Source organism: Enterobacter cloacae complex sp. SHL009 (assembly GCF_049237205.1).
Classification (GTDB): Bacteria; Pseudomonadota; Gammaproteobacteria; order Enterobacterales; family Enterobacteriaceae; genus Enterobacter; species Enterobacter cloacae_M.
In genome coordinates, this window is the sequence record NZ_JBMKIW010000001.1 from 1,051,686 (window position 1) to 1,068,983 (window position 17,298).

The following is a 17,298-nucleotide window of genomic DNA, read 5'->3' on the forward strand; positions in this document are numbered from 1 at the left end:
CCTATGTCGTTAAGTCAGGACATTCTCGCCGAGCTGGCGGAAATTAAACCCGGTTCCCCTCTGGCAGAGGCGCGCGCCACGCGTGATGCCTCCACGCGCCACGCGCAGGGCAGCTACGAAATTCTCTTTAGCCAGCAGGATGCTGATTTTGCACTGGACGAGCGCTTCGCCGTAGCGGCAAAAGTCGCCAGGTGGCACAGCGCGGAGGCGCTGGCCGCGCACTATGCGGGATTTGGCCTGGCCGATCCCACCTCAGAACGCCTGACCCCGGCGCTGAACTTCGCGCGCCTGCTGACGTTCTCCCCCGTCGAAGCGACGCCCGCAGCGTTAAGGGCGCTGACCCAGGCGGGATGGAGCAAGGAAGGCATTGTTACCCTGGCGCAGCTTATTGCGTTTGTGAGCTTCCAGAGCCGACTCATCACCGGGCTGCGGCTGCTGAACGACAGGCCCGTCGCCAAAAGCGATGCGCCGGTGGCGGCAGGCATCTGGCACACGACCGCAACAACGGTCACCGGGAAGGCGGCACCCGTCGCGTTTACCCAGCAGGAGCTGGGATGGGAACCGTGGATAGCGGCCAAACCGCTGGCTGATTTCCGTGACGATGAGGTTGCCATTCTGGCGAAATTTGGCCATACCGATTCCGACTACTTCCGCCTGCTGGGGCGCAACCTGCCGGTGCTTGAACAGCGCACGTTAACGGATAAAGGAATTTTTTATACATCGGGGGGATTGCCGCGCGCCGAGCGCGAGCTAGCCGCAACGGTCGCCAGTAAAATCAATGGCTGCATTTACTGCGCATCTGTCCATGCGCGTAAAGCCAGCCAGCTGTCAAAGGATGACGCGGCGGTAGAAGCCCTGCTGGCCGTGAGGCCGGGGCGGTCCCTGAGCGAGGGGCAATCCGCACGCTGGCAGGCGGAAATCGATTTTGCGGCGGCGCTGTCGGTCACGCCGCCTGCCGCCACGCCGCTGCACCTTGCCGCGCTGGAAAAAGAGGGGCTGGATACCTTAGCGCAGCTTGATCTGGTGCAGTCCGCCGCGTTCTTCGCCTGGGCCAACCGCCTGATGCTGAACCTGGGTGAGCCCTGGTTTGCCTGAAGCCTGTCAGGCTAGCGCGCGAGCGTTAGCCTGAGCCCGTCTGGCCCGCAGGTGACCGTAGATCAGCAGTGCGCTCATGGCCGAGAAAGAGAGTATTGCCGCCGGCAGCGTAACGTAACGCCAGCTAAAGCCGAGGACAATCATCATCCCGCCAAAGTACGCCCCAATCGCACTGCCGAGATTAAACGCCATCTGTCCCCCTGCCGCCCCCAGCATCTCACCGCCCTTCGCATTTTGCAGAAGCAGAATTTGTAGCGGCGCAGAGAGCGCGAACAGTCCGGCACAGCAGATAAAGCCCATGACCAGCGAGGCCGTTTTCAGTTCACCAAAGGCGAAAAGCAGCAGCAGCAAGGCGACAATCACCATGTCGGTGGTGGCCGCAATGCGCAGCGGGCTAAAACGCCCCGAGAGCTTACCGCTCAGCAGATTGCCCAACACCATGCCAAGCCCCATCAGCATCATGATGGCCGTCATCATCCCTTCTGAATAACCGGAGACGTTAACCATAAACGGCTTAACGAAGCTGAACCACGCGAACACCCCGGCGTTACCAAACATGGTGGCGGCAAAAATCAGCCAGGGTTCTGGTTTTTTCAGAAAATGGAACTGCTCGGTCAATTTGATTTCTGAAGTGTCGCGGATGTCCGGCACCCAGAGCAGAACCGAGAGGATCACCAGCGCATCGAACACGGCAATCAGAAAAAAGGTATAACGCCAGCTGAACTGATGTCCGAGCCAGGTCCCCAGCGGAACGCCCATCAGGTTGGCCACGGTCATACCGGCGATCATCCCTGCCACCGCGACCGTCACCCTGCCCGGTGGCGCAATTTTAGACAGGATAATCGCCCCGACGCCAAAAATAGCCCCGTGCGGAAAACCGGAAATCAGCCGCCCCACAGCCAGCCAGAAATAGGACGTGGAAAACGTGAACAGGGCATTGCCGACAGCGGACATCGCTACCAGAAACAGCAGCGTGGTCTTTAACGAAAACTTGCCTGAGAACAGCGCCACAATCGGGGCGCCAATCACCACGCCGAACGCATAAAACGAGATCATATTCCCGGCGGAGGGAATCGAAATACCGGTGTCATGTGCCAGCTCGGTTAACACGCCCATAATGCCAAATTCGGCCATTCCGAGGCCAAATGTGCCAAGCGCCAACGAAAAAATTGTCTTTTTCATACTTCAACCACTGGTTAATTACACGCGACGGACATTATTGAATAATCTTGTATGGTGAGCCAGCTCAAATCAGCCGACTGGCAGGTTAATCCATTAATTCAGGTAAGGTTGTGAATACCGCTAGCCCAAAACCACGATGCCAAGCCGCTCCATCAGCTGGGCAATCTGATAGCTGTCCAGTTTGACACCCTGCAAATCAATACCGCGCACGTCCAGTTCACCCAGTTCTGAGTTGGTCAGATCGCAGTGGGTAAAATTGGCTGCTCGCCAGTCAAAAGAGGAGAACTCGCCCCCCGACAGATCCGAGCCGCTGAAGGTGGCACCGAGTATTTGCGCACCGTTCCAGCGGTTTTCCCACAACTCGCATTTTTCCAGAACCACCTTCGAAAAATTGGCATAGCTCAGGTTGCTTTTTGTTATGTAAGCACTGCAAAACCAGGTACGCGTAGTGATCATGTTCATAAAACTGGTCCCGCGAAAATCAGCCCCTTGCGCCCTGCATTCACGAATTTCGATGCCTAATGCATTCGAATGCCTGAAATCCGCCATCGATAAATCGCAGCTTTTGAAAATAGCATCTTTAAGCTGCGCCCGAGTAAACTTACCGCCCTGCTGGCTTTTCCGGTCATAGAACTGACAGCCAATAAACTCCGTGCTGGTTAAATCCGTGCCGGAAAAGTCGCAGTTACGAAAGATTGCATTCTCTATTTTCTCGCCGGTAAAACGAGTACGACCGATTTTTTCGCCCTCAAAAATCAATGCCATCACACCAACCTGTTTATTCATACAGTATCTGTCACCATTCTAACCCGTTACCTGCAGAAGAGAAACACGCTTATCTGACACACATGTCAAAAATTCCCGCGAAGGTTGCAGGCCAGCATTACACTTCAAAGTGTTAGTTCCTTCTAAGCACATCACCCGATCCGGAGATGAGAATTATCATGGGAAACGCAAAGCAGAATAAAACCAAAGCAGCGACCGTGACCAAAGCGAGCGTAGATAGCCTGGTTAAACCCGTGCTGAAGACCAAAGAGTATGAAAAAGAGCTACGTCGCCTCCACGTTGAACTGGTTAAGCTCCAGCAGTGGGTCGTCGCAAAAGGGCTAAAAGTGTGTATTGTTTTTGAAGGACGCGACGGTGCCGGTAAAGGAGGCACCATTAAAGCGATAACCGAGCGCGTCAGCCCTCGCGTGTTTCGCGTTGTAGCCCTCCCTGCACCCACCGAGAAAGAGAAAACCCAGCTCTATTTTCAACGTTATGTTCCCCATCTGCCTGCCGCCGGAGAGATCGTCATATTCGACCGCAGCTGGTACAACCGCGCGGGCGTCGAGCGGGTCATGGGATTCTGCACCCCCGAGCAGGTTGAGAAGTTTCTTGATGGTGCGCCGGTGATGGAAAAAGCGATGGTGGATGCCGGGATTATCCTGCTGAAGTACTGGCTGGAGGTCACGCCTAAAGAGCAGGAGCGCCGCCTGCGCGACCGTATTAACGATGGTCGTAAAATCTGGAAGCTATCGCCGATGGATATTAAGTCCTTTAACCTGTGGGACGAGTATACCCTCGCGCGCGACGCCATGTTTGAAGCGACAGATACCGCATGGGCGCCGTGGTTTGTGGCACGTTCAGAAGATAAAAAACGCGTGCGTCTGAATATTATTTCGCACCTGCTCACCCAAATTCCTTATAAAGAAATTCACGTCGAAAAGGTGGATTTACCGAAACGTAAAATTGGTAAAGTCAAACCCACAAAATATCCGTTCCGGTATGTGGAAGAGCGGTTCTGAAATTACTGGAATACGCCTCGCAGAATGTAGATTACCAGGGGATACGGTATTGTTTTTTGTTGGCTGCGGTTGATAATGACCGCACCAACAAAGGAGCTGAAAATGAAGCCAAACCGTAACAAAGACTATGGCAAAAGGGAGAGCATGGCGAGTGGAGTCTCCCGCGAGGCCCGTACACCAGAGGCGCGAAGACGAGAGCATCAGCAAGATAAAGAATTCATAAAAGCCATGAATGAATTTACGGCTAAAGCGGGATTATTATCAGACGATCCTTTCTTTGGAGGGATTTAATGTGCTTTCAGTTTGACGTTTACCGTAACCCTTCAGAAAGAACACGGGACTACCAGCCTTATTTTATGATAATTCAACATGACTATTATGATGATTTATCAACAAGACTGATTATTCCATTAAGCTACCATAGCTATCTACGTGGACATATCAATGCCGCGATGCCTTTAGTGAATATTGATTTCGAGCGATATTTCCTTAACACCGCTGGCATAACACACGTGGAGAAACAGAAACTAAATAATAAAGATTATGTATGTAATCTTCGCAGCGCGAGAAGTACTGTTATCGCGGCGATAGATGCGTTAGTGACCAATACATAACGTAGGCCAGCGCAAGCGCAGCGCCGCCGGGCAAAGCCGACGGCGCAGGTCTTACTTCATTCCTTCCGTACTTTCCTGTTTCGCTTCCAGCCGTTCCACATCACGATACCAGCGCGGGTGGTGTTTCTGCGCCCAGCGGCGGCTCACCTTCCCTTCAATCATCCCTTTAATCGATCCTTTTACCCAGAACGCCATATACATATGGATCAGGATGGCGTGGATAAGAATGATGGCCGACGTGGCGTGGATCAGCAGCGCGTAGCGAATCACCTGAATCGGGAAATAGTGCGCAAAATACGGACGCCAGATAATCACGCCGGTCACCAGCAGCACAAAAATCATGCTCATGATGGTCCAGAACATCATCTTCTGTCCGGCGTTGTATTTCCCCACCTTCGCGACCTTATGTTCGTTGCCCTTCAGGACTTCGACGATCCCTTTCACCCACGGGATATCCTGCTTGTCCGGGATGTTATGGTGGACAAAGCGCACGAACATAAACATCAGCACCACGAAAATCAGCACGCCAAAGAACGGATGCAGAATGCGCCCCATCTGCGGCGTGCCGAAGGTTTCGGTCAGCCACTGCAGCGTCGGGAAGAAGAACGAAATCCCCGACACCGCTACCAGGAAGAAACAGATCACGACCGTCCAGTGACAGGCGCGGTCGACAAACTTCGTGCGCACTATCATTTTCGATTTACTCATGATGATCCTCCTCGTCGTCATCCACCTCTTTGTTCGGCCCGATCCCGATGTAGTGATAAATCAGCCCGGCAAAGGTGGCGATAAAGCCCGCCGCCGAAAGCGGCTTAAGCGCACCTTTCCACAGGTTGATGGAGGTATCGATCGCCGGATCCTTCGGCAGGTTGTGGTACAGCTCCGGCTGGTCGTTATGGTGCAGCACATACATCACGTGCGTACCGCCCACGCCCTGCGGGTTATAAATGCCCGCATTCTCGTAGCCGCGCGCTTTCAGCTTGTCCACGCGCGCCTGCGCCACGTCAAGCATCTCTTTTTTGGTGCCGAAGTGGATAGCCCCGGTCGGACAGGTTTTCACACAGGCAGGCTCCTGCCCGACGCTGACGCGGTCAACGCACATGGTGCATTTGTATACCCGGTTATCCTCTTTATTGAGGCGTGGGATATTAAACGGGCAGCCCGCGATGCAGTACCCGCAGCCGATGCAGTTGTCCTGCTGGAAGTCGACGATACCGTTGGCGTACTGAATAATCGCGCCGGCAGACGGGCACGCCTTCAGGCAGCCCGGATCTTCACAGTGCATGCAACCGTCTTTACGGATGAGCCATTCCAGCCTGCCGTTCTGCTCGGTTTCGCTAAAGCGCATCACCGTCCAGGATTTGGCGCTCAGATCCGCCGGATTGTCGTAGACCCCCACGCAGTGCCCCACCTCGTCGCGGATATCGTTCCACTCCGAGCAGGCCACCTGGCAGGCCTTACAGCCTACGCAGGAGGAGACGTCGATAAGCTTAGCGACCTCTGCCTTGTAGTCACGCGCGCGGGGCGCGGGGGTAATCGGGTTGGTCGCGGAGCGTTTGATAACGTCTTGTGTTTCCATCGCCATTTAATCGCTCCTTACGCTTTCTCGATGTTGACCAGAAACGCCTTGTACTCCGGCGTTTGCGAGTTGGAATCGCCGACGTTTGGCGTCAGGGTGTTGGCGATGTAGCCTTTCTGCGCCACGCCCTCAAAGCCCCAGTGCAGCGGGATCCCGACGGTTTCCACCTGCTGGCCGTGCACGTTCAGGCTTTGGAGACGACGCGTCACCACCGCCACCGCGCGAATAAAGCCGCGCTTGCTGCTCACCTTCACGCGGTCGCCGTTGGCGATGCCTTTCGCCTTCGCCAGCGTCTCGCTGATCTCCACAAACTGTTCCGGCTGCGCGATAGCGTTAAGCCGCGCGTGCTTGGTCCAGGTGTGGAAATGCTCGGTCAGGCGGTAGGTCGTCCCCACGTACGGGAACTTGTCCTTTTTACCCAGCCGCAGCACGTCCTCTTCGTAGATGCGCACCACCGGGCTGGAGATGACGTTTGGATGCAGCGGGTTGGTGCCGAGCGGCGTTTCCATCGGCTCGTAGTGTTCCGGGAACGGCCCTTCCGCCAGCTTGTTGAGGGCAAACAGGCGTCCCAGCCCTTCCGGCTGCATGATGAACGGCCCGGTGTTGCTGCCCGGCTGGGCGGTGTTGTAGTCCGGGATATCGTTCCCCGTCCACTTCGCCCCGTTCCACTGAATCAGCATGCGTTTCGGATCCCACGGCCTGCCGTTTACGTCTGCAGACGCGCGGTTGTAAAGCACGCGACGGTTCAGCGGCCACGCCCATGCCCAGCCCAGCGTATTGCCCAGCCCGGAAGGGTCGGCGTTATCGCGGTTGGCCATCTGGTTACCCTGCTCCGTCCAGCTGCCGGTATAGATCCAGCAGGACGACGCCGTCGTGCCGTCGTCGCGCAGCAGCGCGAAGCTGCTCAGCAGCTGGCCTTTCTTCGCCACCAGGTTGCCGCTGGCGTCATAGAGATCCGCCAGCGCCACGCCGTTGTTCTCCTTCGCGACTTCCTCTGACTCAGGACGATCCGGCTGCTTGTAGTGCCAGCCCATTTTCAGCAGCGGCTCAGCGCCTTTGCCGCCTTCGGTGCGGTACATCTCGCGCAGGCGGTGGTAAATCCCGGCGAGGATCTCACCGTCATTACGCGCTTCGCCCGGCGCATCCTGACCTTTCCAGTGCCACTGCAGCCAGCGGCCGGAGTTTGCGATGGAACCGTCCTCTTCCGCAAAGCAGGTGGACGGCAGGCGGAACACTTCGGTCTGAATCGACGCCGGGTCGACATCGTTCGATTCCCCGTGGTTCTGCCAGAAGGTGGACGTTTCGGTCACCAGCGGATCGATAACCACCATGTACTTCAGCTTGCTCAGGCTGCGAACGACTTTGTTCTTGTCCGGGAAGGAGGCCACCGGGTTAAAGCCCTGGCAGATATACCCCGTGACGTTGCCCTTATCCATCATGTTGAAATACTTGATGACGTCGTAGGCCTGGTCCCACTTCGGCAGCCACTCAAAGCCCCAGTCGTTCTCCTTCTGCGCCGCGTCGCCGTAGAAGGATTTCATCAGGCTGACGTAGAACTTCGGATAGTTGCTCCAGTAGTTCACCTGGTCCGGCAGCGTCGCTTTCGGCGTATTGGCCTCAAGATACGTTTGCAGATCCGCCTGCTTTTCAGACGGCAGCGTCAGGTAGCCCGGCAGGCTGGTTGACAGCAGGCCAAGGTCGGTGAGCCCCTGAATATTTGAGTGACCGCGCAGCGCGTTCACGCCGCCTCCCGCCATCCCCATGTTGCCGAGCAGCAGCTGGATCATCGCCATGGTGCGGATGTTCTGCGCGCCGACGGTGTGCTGCGTCCAGCCCAGCGCGTAGAGGAATGTTGTGGTTCTGTCGGCGGCGCTGGTGGAGGCCAGCACTTCGCACACCTTCAGGAAGTCCGCTTTCGGCGTGCCGCAGATGTTTTCCACCACGTCCGGCGTATAGCGGGAAACGTGCTGCTTCAGCAGGTTCCACACGCAGCGCGGGTGCGTCAGCGTTTCATCACGCAGCGCGTAGCCGTTATCATCGAACTGATAGTTCCAGGACGTTTTATCGTACTGGCGTTTTTCGGCGTCATAGCCGCTAAACAGCCCGTCATCAAAGGCAAAATCATCCCGCACCAGCAGGTTCGCGTTGGTGTAGTGCTTAACGTATTCCGCGTTAATTTTATTATTTTCGATCAGGTACAGCAGCACGCCGGACAGGAACGTAATGTCCGTACCGGAACGGATTGGCGCATAGATATCGGCCACCGATGCCGTGCGCGTAAAGCGCGGATCGACGACGATAAGCGTCGCATCGTTGTTGTTTTTCGCCTCCATCGCCCAGCGGAACCCCACCGGATGGGCCTCCGCGGCGTTTCCGCCCATCACCACCACGACGTTAGCGTTTTTGATATCAACCCAGTGGTTGGTCATCGCACCGCGACCAAATGTTGGAGCAAGACTTGCTACCGTTGGTCCGTGTCAGACGCGCGCCTGGTTGTCTACCGCCAGCATGCCGAGAGAGCGCACAAATTTTTGCGTCAGCATGCCTGTTTCATTACTCGCCGCCGAGGCGCACAGCATGCCGGTGGATAACCAGCGGTTAACCGTTACGCCCTGGGCGTTCTTTTCAATAAAGTTGGCGTCGCGGTCGGCTTTCATTAATTTGGCAATACGGGAGAAGGCCTCATCCCAGGAGATACGCTGCCATTTATCAGAACCCGGTGCGCGGTATTCCGGGTAGCGCAGGCGGTTTTCGCTGTGTACATAGTCCAGCAGCCCCGCCCCTTTCGGGCAAAGTGCGCCGCGGCTTACCGGATGATCCGGATCCCCTTCAATATGGTAAATCGCTTCTCTGGCGTTCTTCGCGCCATCGCCCAGGCTATACATTAAAAGCCCACAACCTACGGAGCAGTATGTGCAGGTGTTACGGATCTCTTTTGCGCGCAGCAGCTTATAGTTGCGTGCCTGCGCCAGCGCCATTTTGGGAGCAAATCCCAGCATGGCTGCCGTTGTTCCGGCCATACCGCCCGCGCAGATTTTAAAAAATTGTCTGCGGCTGACGTCCATTGTTGTCCTCGTTATCTGAAAAGACTTCGCGCCGCAAACTAACAGCAAAGCCCCTGATTTTTTTGCGTCAAATCAAGGTCATCTGTCTTCCCCCCCTTAATAGTCACCACCGGAACCTTTAAATACTCCTTTTTGATTAACGGTTTAAGAGAATAATTGACGACAGCGTCAGGTTGAATGCGATACATTTTTCCTTTGATTGTTATTGCAATGGCGAAGTAATGGACAGAAAAAGAGCAACGCTTATTGGGCTGGCGGCAATACTGTTATGGAGTACCATGGTCGGCCTTATTCGCAGCGTGAGTGAGGGACTGGGCCCGGTAGGCGGTGCGGCGATGATTTACACCCTCAGCGGATTACTGTGTCTGGTGACGGTAGGATTTCCTGATATCAGGCGGTTTTCACCCCGCTATCTTATTGCCGGCAGCGTTTTATTTGTCAGCTACGAAATATGCCTGGCGCTGTCGCTGGGCTATGCCGCAACGCGATCGCAGGCGATTGAAGTGGGCATGGTCAATTACCTTTGGCCAAGCCTGACCATTGTGTTTGCCATCTTGTTCAACGGGCAGAAATCGACCCTGTTGGTGATCCCCGGCTTAGCCGTCTCATTGCTGGGCGTCTGCTGGGTATTGGGCGGTGAACAGGGTTTACATCTTGATGAAATAACCCGCAATATCGTTTCCAGCCCGCTGAGCTACGCGCTGGCGTTTGCCGGGGCATTTATCTGGGCCGCCTACTGCACGGTCACCAGCAAATTTGCGAAAGGACAAAATGGCATCACGCTGTTTGTTTTGCTGACCGCGCTGAGCCTGTGGGTGAAATATTTCCTGAGCGATCAGCCCGAGATGGTGTTTACGCTTCCGGTGATAGTGAAACTCGTCATGTGCGGTATTGCGCTTGGGTTTGGTTACGCCGCATGGAATATTGGCATCCTTCACGGTAACGTCACGGTACTCGCTGCCGTATCCTATTTTACCCCTGTCCTCTCCGCCGCGCTTGCCGCCGCAGTGCTGAGTTCGCCCCTCTCATTCTCGTTCTGGCAGGGCGCGCTGATGGTCTGCGCCGGGTCGTTGCTCTGCTGGTACGCAACAAGACAATAATGTCGGTTTTGCTGTCGAGGAATATTTATCCCGACAGCAAATAATTAACATAAATTTAATATGTGAGCGCACGCCAAAATATTCATATGAACAGTAGAGCACGTGTTTAGATTCTGTTTATATTCCACCCCCTTTCGTAAATTCCGGCCCTCCCGCATTGACATAAATTGACACCGGCGGGTGATTAATACTGTCCAAATACTCACAGGATTAATAGCACAAAGTGCAATAGTATGTTTCTGTTTATTTCATCCTTCAGAACGGAAATTCCGTGCATTAAAGCTATAAAACAAGGTATTACGGCTATAAAGACCATTCGCCCCTCAAAAATGAACGGAAATACCGATAATTACCACTTTTTATAAAACCATAAAGAAACTATATCCACAGCAATCAACCCGGCAATTAATTGATTAAATGCTAATCATTTGACGCAATTTCATCGTCATTTACCCGATCTCGATCACACTAAATGAAATTATTGCTAATAATTTGAAACTTATTATTGAAATAGGACTACAAGATTTTTAAAAATAGCATGCCATTGACGATCAGCCTCGTTTAGAAATCGTTCAAAGTGGCTCAGGAAATACCAAAGAAAATTATAAGGAACATTTAAGATGAAACTTAAATTAGTTGCAGTGGCAGTGACTTCCATGTTGGCAGCAGGCGTTGTAAACGCGGCTGAAATTTATAACAAAGACGGTAACAAGCTGGATCTGTACGGTAAAGTAACAGGTCTGCACTATTTCTCTGATGATACTGATAACGACGGCGACAAAACTTACGTTCGTCTGGGCTTCAAAGGCGAAACTCAGATCAACGATCAGCTTTCCGGTTACGGCCAGTGGGAATATGAGTTCAAAGGCAACCGTTCTGAATCACAGGGCTCTGACGGCAACAAAACCCGTCTGGCCTTCGCGGGTCTGAAATTCAACGAATTCGGTTCATTCGACTACGGTCGTAACTACGGTGTTGCTTACGACATCGGCGCGTGGACTGACGTTCTGCCAGAGTTCGGTGGTGATACCTGGACTCAGACCGATGGCTTTATGACTGGCCGTACGACTGGCGTTGCAACCTACCGTAACACCGACTTCTTCGGTCTGGTTGACGGTCTGAACGTTGCCGCTCAGTACCAGGGTAAAAACGACCGTAACGACATCACCGAAGCGAACGGTGACGGCTGGGGTCTGTCTTCTACCTATGAAATGGACGGTTTCGGTGTCGGTGCAACCTACGCGAAATCTGACCGTACTGACCGTCAGGTTGCTGCAGGTCGCGTCGCTAACACCGTTAACGCTGGCGGTGAGAACGCAGAAGTATGGGCTGCTGGCCTGAAATACGATGCGAACAACATCTATCTGGCAACCACCTACTCTGAAACCCGCAACATGACCAACTTCGGTAACGGTTATATCGCGAACAAAGCTCAGAACTTTGAAGTTGTTGCTCAGTACCAGTTCGACTTCGGCCTGCGTCCATCCATCGCTTACCTGAAATCCAAAGGTAAAGACATCGGTTCATACGGCGACCAGGATCTGGTGGAATACGTTGACGTTGGCGCGAGCTACTACTTCAACAAAAACATGTCTACCTATGTTGATTACAAAATCAACCTGGTTGACGACAACAGCTTCACCAAAGCAACTGGCGTTGCTACCGACAACATCGTAGCTGTAGGCCTGACCTACCAGTTCTAAGATTTGTCACGATAAAAGGCCAGCCCATGCGGCTGGCTTTTTTTATACGGATTTCTGGCGTCAACAAGGAGTACGCCATGCACATATTCAAAGGACGCTGCTTGTGCGGAATGAGTCAGTTCAGCGTGAGCCTCAATAATTTTGACGTATACGCATGTCACTGCACCCAATGCCAGAAGTGGTCGGGCGGCATTGCCATGTATCTTGAGCCGCAGGGCGAACCACTTCTTGAGCAAGACTCTATCGCCCCTTCTCATTTCGCGTCATCGGCGCGCGGCGAACGCTGGTTCTGCCCCGGCTGCGGCTGCCCGCTGTGGTTCAAACTGACCTCAACGTCGCGCTATTTCATTCCCTGGACGCTGCTTGAGATGGGTGAAGATGAGCGACGCCGGCTGGTGCTAGCCGCGGAAATCTACACCGAAACCCAGCCCGCGTTCTTTGGTCTGACCGGGCAATACGCGCGCTACAGCGGTTCGGAAATTTAAGCGCTTGATAAACACTGCCTGCTTACGCCGTAAGCGGTTCGACGCCTGCAGCCCGACGAAGCCAGTTTTGCAGCAGCTTACCGTCCTCGGTCATCTCTGAATCGGCACGCGTGCAGAGATAATAGTCGCGCCCGTCGTCAATGGGTAAGTCAAATATCTTCACCAGCTCGCCGCTCTCAAGATAAGGCGCGATCAGCGGCTCGCGCATCAGCGCGCAGCCCAGCCCGGCCTGTACGCCCGCCAGCGTTAACAGCCCGTCTTCAAACAGGGGGCCGCTGCGCCGCAGAGATCGTTTTACCCCCTGCAACTGAAACCACTGCGGCCAGCTGGTGCGCTCCTCATCATGCAGCAGCGGCATTTGCAGCAGTTGCTCAGGCGTATCGATATGGCCATGAATGCGCAAAAACGCACGGCTACATACCGGAACCATCTGTCCGGAAATCAGCTTTTCGCTCTGATAGCCCGCCCACTGGCCGTTACCAAAACGAATCGACATATCCGACGCATCGCTCAGATAGTTACGATGGTTGGCATACACAACGTTGATCTCGGTCTGCGGATTAGCGCGCATGAAATCAGGCAGACGCGGGATAAACCACCCCATGCCAAAAAGCGGGATCAGGCTGATGGTGACCTGACGCGTTTGCGTCTGCTCTGCAAGATGCTCCGTTGCCTGGCGCAGCACGTTAAACGCCGCACGGATCGAGCGGTAATATTCACGTCCGTGCTGGCTCAGCACCAGCCTGCGCCCCTGACGTTCCGTCAGCGGCATTTGCAGATACCCTTCGAGGACCTTGAGCTGATGACTGACCGCCGACGGTGAGATATCCAGTTCCTGCGCGGCCAGCGTGACGCTGCCCAGCCGGGCGATGGCCTCAAAGGCCCGGACGGCGCGAAGCGGCGGGTCGTTTGCCAGACGGCTGTCTGCATACGCAGGCAAACCCACCGATTGTTCTGTTTTATTCATATGTTGATTTCTTTAGGCTTTTCACCTTAATACGAGATTACATTATCTTTATATAAATCATAAAGATAAAGCAATATCGGTTTATCATAAGAAATAATATATGTGTATTTTACAATTTAATTCATTTATCGGATGGTAGCCGCAGAAAAAAGACTTTGCGGGAACAGACGTTGGATACACTGATACAACAACTGATCAACGGTGTGATGCTGGGCAGCATTTACGCGCTGATCGCGCTGGGCTATACCATGGTGTATGGCATCTTGCGCATTATTAACTTTGCTCACGGCGATATTCTGATGGTCGGTGCGCTCACCACCCTTTCCGCCATTAACGCCCTGAATACCACTTTTCCTCATATGCCACTGCTGTTGCAGCTTGGCGTTGCCCTGATGATTGCCATGGCCGTTTGTGCCCTGCTGGCAATGGCCGTGGAGCGCTTTGCCTACCGTCGACTGCGCAACGCCCCGCGCCTGGCACCGCTTATTTCGGGTATCGGCGTCTCGGTCCTGCTGCAAACCGTGGCGATGATTATCTGGACGCGCAATCCGCTGATGTTCCCGCAGATCCTGCCTATGGAACCGATCGCCGTGACGTCAGGAAGTGAACAGCATCCCCCCGCCATTGTGACCGTCACCGGCATTGTTACCGTGGCACTGGCGCTTGCGGTGATGACGGGGCTATGGCTGCTGGTGGAATACACCCGCCTGGGCCGCGGCATGCGCGCCGTGGCGGAAAACCCGCGCGTGGCCACGCTGATGGGGGTTAATCCCAATGCCATTATTACCCTGACGTTCGCCATTGGCGGCGTATTTGCCGCGCTGGCAGGCGTCATGATGGCCAGCAACTACGGCAACGCCAGCTTCTCAATGGGCTTTTTGCCCGGGATCAAAGCCTTTACCGCCGCCGTGCTGGGAGGCATTGGTAACATTCGTGGCGCAATGATTGGCGGGATCCTGCTCGGCATCATCGAAGCGCTGGGCGCAGGTTACCTGGGTGAACTGACCCACGGCGTCTTCGGCAGCAACTATCAGGACGTCTTTGCCTTTATGGTGCTGATCCTGGTGCTGGTCTTCCGTCCGGCAGGCCTGCTGGGCGAGCGCGTAGCGCACAGGGCGTGAGGGAAACAATGACAACGCTTCAACTACAAACCCCGGCGGCGACGGGCAAATTCTGGTCAGGCATGGTTCTGTTCTGCCTCGCGCTGCTGGTTGCCCCCGTGGTAGCCACGCAGCTTGGCGGCAACTACTGGGTACGCGTTATCGACTTTGCCCTGCTCTACATCATGCTGGCGCTGGGGCTTAACATTGTGGTGGGCTATACCGGCCTGCTGGATATGGGGTTTATCGCCTTTTACGCGGTCGGCGCCTATCTCGCCGCGCTGATGGCCTCGCCACACCTGCTGGAGGTTTTGCCGATCCTCAACGTCTGGTTCCCGGACGGGCTGCACACCTCATATCTGCTGATTATTCCGCTGGCGGCGCTCGTCGCTGCGGTCTGCGGCATTTTACTGGGCGCTCCCACGCTGAAGCTGCGCGGGGACTACCTGGCGATAGTGACCCTCGGCTTTGGCGAAATCATCCGCATCCTGATGCGCAACCTCGACCGTCCGGTGAACATCACCAACGGTGCAAAGGGCATTACCGGGGTGGATACGCTGAATCTGTTCGGCATGAAGTTCAGCGGCGTATACCACTGGTTTGGTTTCAAAGTGCCCGCCCTGTGGCTGTGGTACTACCTGCTGATGCTGGTGATTGTGGCGATTATTTTTGTCTGCCTGCGCCTGCAGCATTCTCGTATTGGCCGCGCCTGGCACGCCATCCGTGAAGATGAGGATGTGGCCCGCGCGATGGGCATCAACGTGCGTAACTATAAGCTGCTGGCATTTGCGATGGGTGCCTCTTTTGGCGGCGTGGCGGGTGCCCTGTTCGGCGCGTTTCAGGGCTTTGTCTCCCCGGAATCCTTCACGTTACAGGAATCCATTGCCGTGTTGGCGATGGTGGTGCTGGGCGGGATGGGACACATTCCGGGCGTGATCCTCGGCGCGGTACTGCTTACCTCCCTGCCGGAACTGCTGCGCAGTCAGGCAGCTCCGGTTCAGCAGGCGCTGTTCGGTACGATACTGATTGACCCGGAAGTGCTGCGTCAGCTGTTCTACGGCCTGGCGCTGGTGCTGGTCATGCTGGTGCGTCCTGCCGGGATCTGGCCGGTACGCCACAAGGAGGTGAATACATGAGCCTGTTAACCGTACGCAATATGTCCAAACGCTTCGGCGGTCTTACCGCGGTGGATGACGTTTCGATCGCCGTGAACAAGGGTGAGATCTACGGCCTGATTGGTCCTAACGGGGCGGGAAAAACCACCTGTTTTAACCTGATCACCGGGCTTTATCCGGCGGACAGCGGTGAATTTTCGATTGCCGACAAGCCCTATTTCCCAAAGCACATTGAGAAAGTCACCGCCGCCGGGATTGCCCGCACGTTTCAGAACGTGCGCCTCTTTAACGACATGTCGGTGCTGGAAAACGTGATGGTGGGTCGCCACGTGCGCACCCGTAACGGCCTGTGGGCCGCGCTGAGCCGCCACAAACGCGCTCGCGAAGAAGAGAAACAGACCCGGGAGCTGGCCTGGCACTGGCTTGAGTACGCCGGCATTGCGAAGTTCGCCCACTACCGCGCCTGCGATCTGGCCTATGGCCATCAGCGCCGTCTGGAGATTGCCCGCGCGCTGGCAACGGATCCGCTGCTGCTGGCGCTGGACGAACCCGCCGCGGGGATGAACGCGGCGGAAAAAGTGGCGCTCGGCGAGCTGCTTATCCGCCTGCGCGATGACGGCATAACCCTGCTGATGATTGAACATGACGTCAAGCTGGTGATGGGCATCTGCGATCGCCTGACGGTACTTGATTACGGCAAAACACTCGCCAGCGGCACGCCGGAGAGCGTGCGTCGCGACCCGGCAGTGATCGCCGCCTGGCTTGGAGGCAACGCCCATGTCTGAATTACTGAAGGTGGAACGTGTGGACGTGCATTACGGCGGTATTCAGGCCGTACGCGATGTCTCTTTTACCCTGCGCGAGGGCGAACAGGCTACGCTGATCGGCGCGAACGGCGCGGGGAAAAGCTCCACCGTACGCGCCATTACCGGGCTGGAAAACTTTAGCGGTCGTATTGAATTCAACGGTAAAGCGGTGCGTAAGCACAAGCCCGAAACCCTGCTCCGTGACGGACTGGTGATGGTCCCGGAAGGCCGGGGGATCTTCTCCCGAATGACGGTGCTGGAAAACCTGCAGATGGGCGCCTGGCTCAGGCGTGACACTGTCACCGTCAGGCGCGAGATGAACGAGATCTTCGAGCGCTTCCCGCGCCTGGGCGAGCGCCAGCATCAGCTTGCCGGGCTGCTGTCCGGTGGCGAGCAACAGCTGCTGGCCCTTAACCGCGCCCTGCTCAGCCGCCCGCGGCTGCTGATCCTCGACGAACCTTCGATGGGCCTTGCCCCGAAGATGGTCGAGAACATTTTTGCCGTTATCGCCGGGCTGCGCGAACGCGGCGTTGCCCTGCTGCTTATCGAACAAAACGCCCGTCTCGCGCTGGAAGTCACCGACAGCGCGTGGGTGATGGACAGCGGCAGCATCGTCCATCACGGCGAATCGAAAGCGCTGCTCAATGATGACCAGATTGCACAGATTTATTTGGGCGAAATGCCCGTTTAACAACACCAG

Annotated in this window: 17 protein-coding genes; 11 read left to right on the plus strand and 6 right to left on the minus strand. The window is 55.4% G+C overall.

Going from position 1 to position 17,298, the window contains the following annotated elements; all coding sequences use genetic code 11:
* Positions 1 to 3 precede the first annotated feature (3 nt).
* On the plus strand, positions 4 to 1,095 hold the full coding sequence (locus ACOTZC_RS05175; protein ID WP_421635636.1) for an alkylhydroperoxidase domain protein: 1,092 nt from the start codon (positions 4 to 6) through the stop codon (positions 1,093 to 1,095).
* Positions 1,096 to 1,101: 6 nt separating this feature from the next.
* Here the strand turns inward: ACOTZC_RS05175 and araJ are convergent, their stop codons facing one another.
* Both araJ and ACOTZC_RS05185 read right to left on the minus strand, forming a co-directional pair.
* A complete protein-coding gene (gene araJ, locus ACOTZC_RS05180; RefSeq protein ID WP_126303368.1) occupies positions 1,102 to 2,277 on the minus strand; it encodes an MFS transporter AraJ in 1,176 nt (391 codons plus the stop codon).
* A gap of 120 nt (positions 2,278 to 2,397) precedes the next feature.
* A complete protein-coding gene (locus ACOTZC_RS05185; RefSeq protein ID WP_047174394.1) occupies positions 2,398 to 3,042 on the minus strand; it encodes a quinolone resistance pentapeptide repeat protein QnrE4 in 645 nt (214 codons plus the stop codon).
* A gap of 179 nt (positions 3,043 to 3,221) precedes the next feature.
* Between ACOTZC_RS05185 and ppk2 the strand changes: the two genes are divergently transcribed.
* The 3 genes from ppk2 to ACOTZC_RS05200 all read left to right on the plus strand — a co-directional run bounded on the left by ppk2 (position 3,222) and on the right by ACOTZC_RS05200 (position 4,678).
* A complete protein-coding gene (gene ppk2 / locus ACOTZC_RS05190) occupies positions 3,222 to 4,064 on the plus strand; it encodes a polyphosphate kinase 2 (protein ID WP_045399953.1) in 843 nt (280 codons plus the stop codon).
* Between the two features lie 102 nt (positions 4,065 to 4,166).
* Complete coding sequence (locus ACOTZC_RS05195; RefSeq protein ID WP_045354074.1) at positions 4,167 to 4,355, plus strand: type II toxin-antitoxin system CcdA family antitoxin; 189 nt, start codon at positions 4,167 to 4,169, stop codon at positions 4,353 to 4,355.
* Complete coding sequence (locus tag ACOTZC_RS05200; RefSeq protein WP_045619889.1) at positions 4,355 to 4,678, plus strand: CcdB family protein; 324 nt, start codon at positions 4,355 to 4,357, stop codon at positions 4,676 to 4,678. The genes ACOTZC_RS05195 and ACOTZC_RS05200 overlap by 1 nt, the downstream gene beginning before the upstream one ends.
* A 51-nt stretch (positions 4,679 to 4,729) precedes the next feature.
* On the opposite strand, the gene fdnI is transcribed toward ACOTZC_RS05200, so the two are convergent.
* The 3 genes from fdnI to fdnG are packed head-to-tail and all read right to left on the minus strand — an operon-like array spanning position 4,730 to position 9,322.
* Positions 4,730 to 5,386: a formate dehydrogenase-N subunit gamma gene (fdnI, locus tag ACOTZC_RS05205; protein WP_032640727.1), complete on the minus strand. Its 657-nt coding sequence runs from the start codon at positions 5,384 to 5,386 to the stop codon at positions 4,730 to 4,732.
* Entirely contained in the window at positions 5,379 to 6,263 is an 885-nt protein-coding gene (gene fdxH / locus ACOTZC_RS05210) for a formate dehydrogenase subunit beta (RefSeq protein ID WP_322408053.1), read from the minus strand. Before fdxH ends, fdnI begins: the two co-directional genes overlap by 8 nt.
* 11 nt (positions 6,264 to 6,274) lie before the next feature.
* Positions 6,275 to 9,322 carry a formate dehydrogenase-N subunit alpha gene (gene fdnG / locus ACOTZC_RS05215; protein WP_421635637.1) on the minus strand — a complete coding sequence of 1,016 codons (3,048 nt, stop codon included), beginning with the start codon at positions 9,320 to 9,322 and terminating at the stop codon, positions 6,275 to 6,277.
* Between the two features lie 221 nt (positions 9,323 to 9,543).
* Here fdnG and yddG point away from each other — a divergent pair, with 221 nt between their 5' ends.
* The 3 genes from yddG to ACOTZC_RS05230 all read left to right on the plus strand — a co-directional run bounded on the left by yddG (position 9,544) and on the right by ACOTZC_RS05230 (position 12,610).
* Positions 9,544 to 10,422 (plus strand): aromatic amino acid DMT transporter YddG, encoded by an 879-nt coding sequence (gene yddG / locus ACOTZC_RS05220; protein ID WP_063409218.1) that lies wholly within the window; start codon positions 9,544 to 9,546, stop codon positions 10,420 to 10,422.
* 620 nt (positions 10,423 to 11,042) lie between these two features.
* A complete protein-coding gene (ompC, locus tag ACOTZC_RS05225) occupies positions 11,043 to 12,125 on the plus strand; it encodes a porin OmpC (protein ID WP_045619887.1) in 1,083 nt (360 codons plus the stop codon).
* 77 nt (positions 12,126 to 12,202) lie between these two features.
* Positions 12,203 to 12,610, plus strand: a complete 408-nt coding sequence (locus ACOTZC_RS05230; RefSeq protein WP_421635638.1) for a GFA family protein — start codon at positions 12,203 to 12,205, stop codon at positions 12,608 to 12,610.
* Between the two features lie 22 nt (positions 12,611 to 12,632).
* Here ACOTZC_RS05230 and ACOTZC_RS05235 read toward each other — a convergent pair whose 3' ends face one another.
* Positions 12,633 to 13,577 (minus strand): LysR substrate-binding domain-containing protein, encoded by a 945-nt coding sequence (locus tag ACOTZC_RS05235; RefSeq protein ID WP_322408056.1) that lies wholly within the window; start codon positions 13,575 to 13,577, stop codon positions 12,633 to 12,635.
* A gap of 170 nt (positions 13,578 to 13,747) precedes the next feature.
* On the opposite strand from ACOTZC_RS05235, the gene ACOTZC_RS05240 reads away from it, so the two are divergent.
* The 4 genes from ACOTZC_RS05240 to ACOTZC_RS05255 are packed head-to-tail and all read left to right on the plus strand — an operon-like array spanning position 13,748 to position 17,289.
* The gene (locus ACOTZC_RS05240) at positions 13,748 to 14,698 is read left to right on the plus strand and encodes a branched-chain amino acid ABC transporter permease (protein ID WP_047174462.1); all 951 of its coding nucleotides are present in this window, start codon (positions 13,748 to 13,750) and stop codon (positions 14,696 to 14,698) included.
* A gap of 8 nt (positions 14,699 to 14,706) precedes the next feature.
* Complete coding sequence (locus ACOTZC_RS05245; protein WP_322408057.1) at positions 14,707 to 15,813, plus strand: branched-chain amino acid ABC transporter permease; 1,107 nt, start codon at positions 14,707 to 14,709, stop codon at positions 15,811 to 15,813.
* The gene (locus ACOTZC_RS05250) at positions 15,810 to 16,577 is read left to right on the plus strand and encodes an ABC transporter ATP-binding protein (RefSeq protein WP_047174464.1); all 768 of its coding nucleotides are present in this window, start codon (positions 15,810 to 15,812) and stop codon (positions 16,575 to 16,577) included. The genes ACOTZC_RS05245 and ACOTZC_RS05250 overlap by 4 nt, the downstream gene beginning before the upstream one ends.
* Complete coding sequence (locus tag ACOTZC_RS05255; RefSeq protein WP_045399974.1) at positions 16,570 to 17,289, plus strand: ABC transporter ATP-binding protein; 720 nt, start codon at positions 16,570 to 16,572, stop codon at positions 17,287 to 17,289. The genes ACOTZC_RS05250 and ACOTZC_RS05255 overlap by 8 nt, the downstream gene beginning before the upstream one ends.
* Positions 17,290 to 17,298 lie beyond the last annotated feature (9 nt).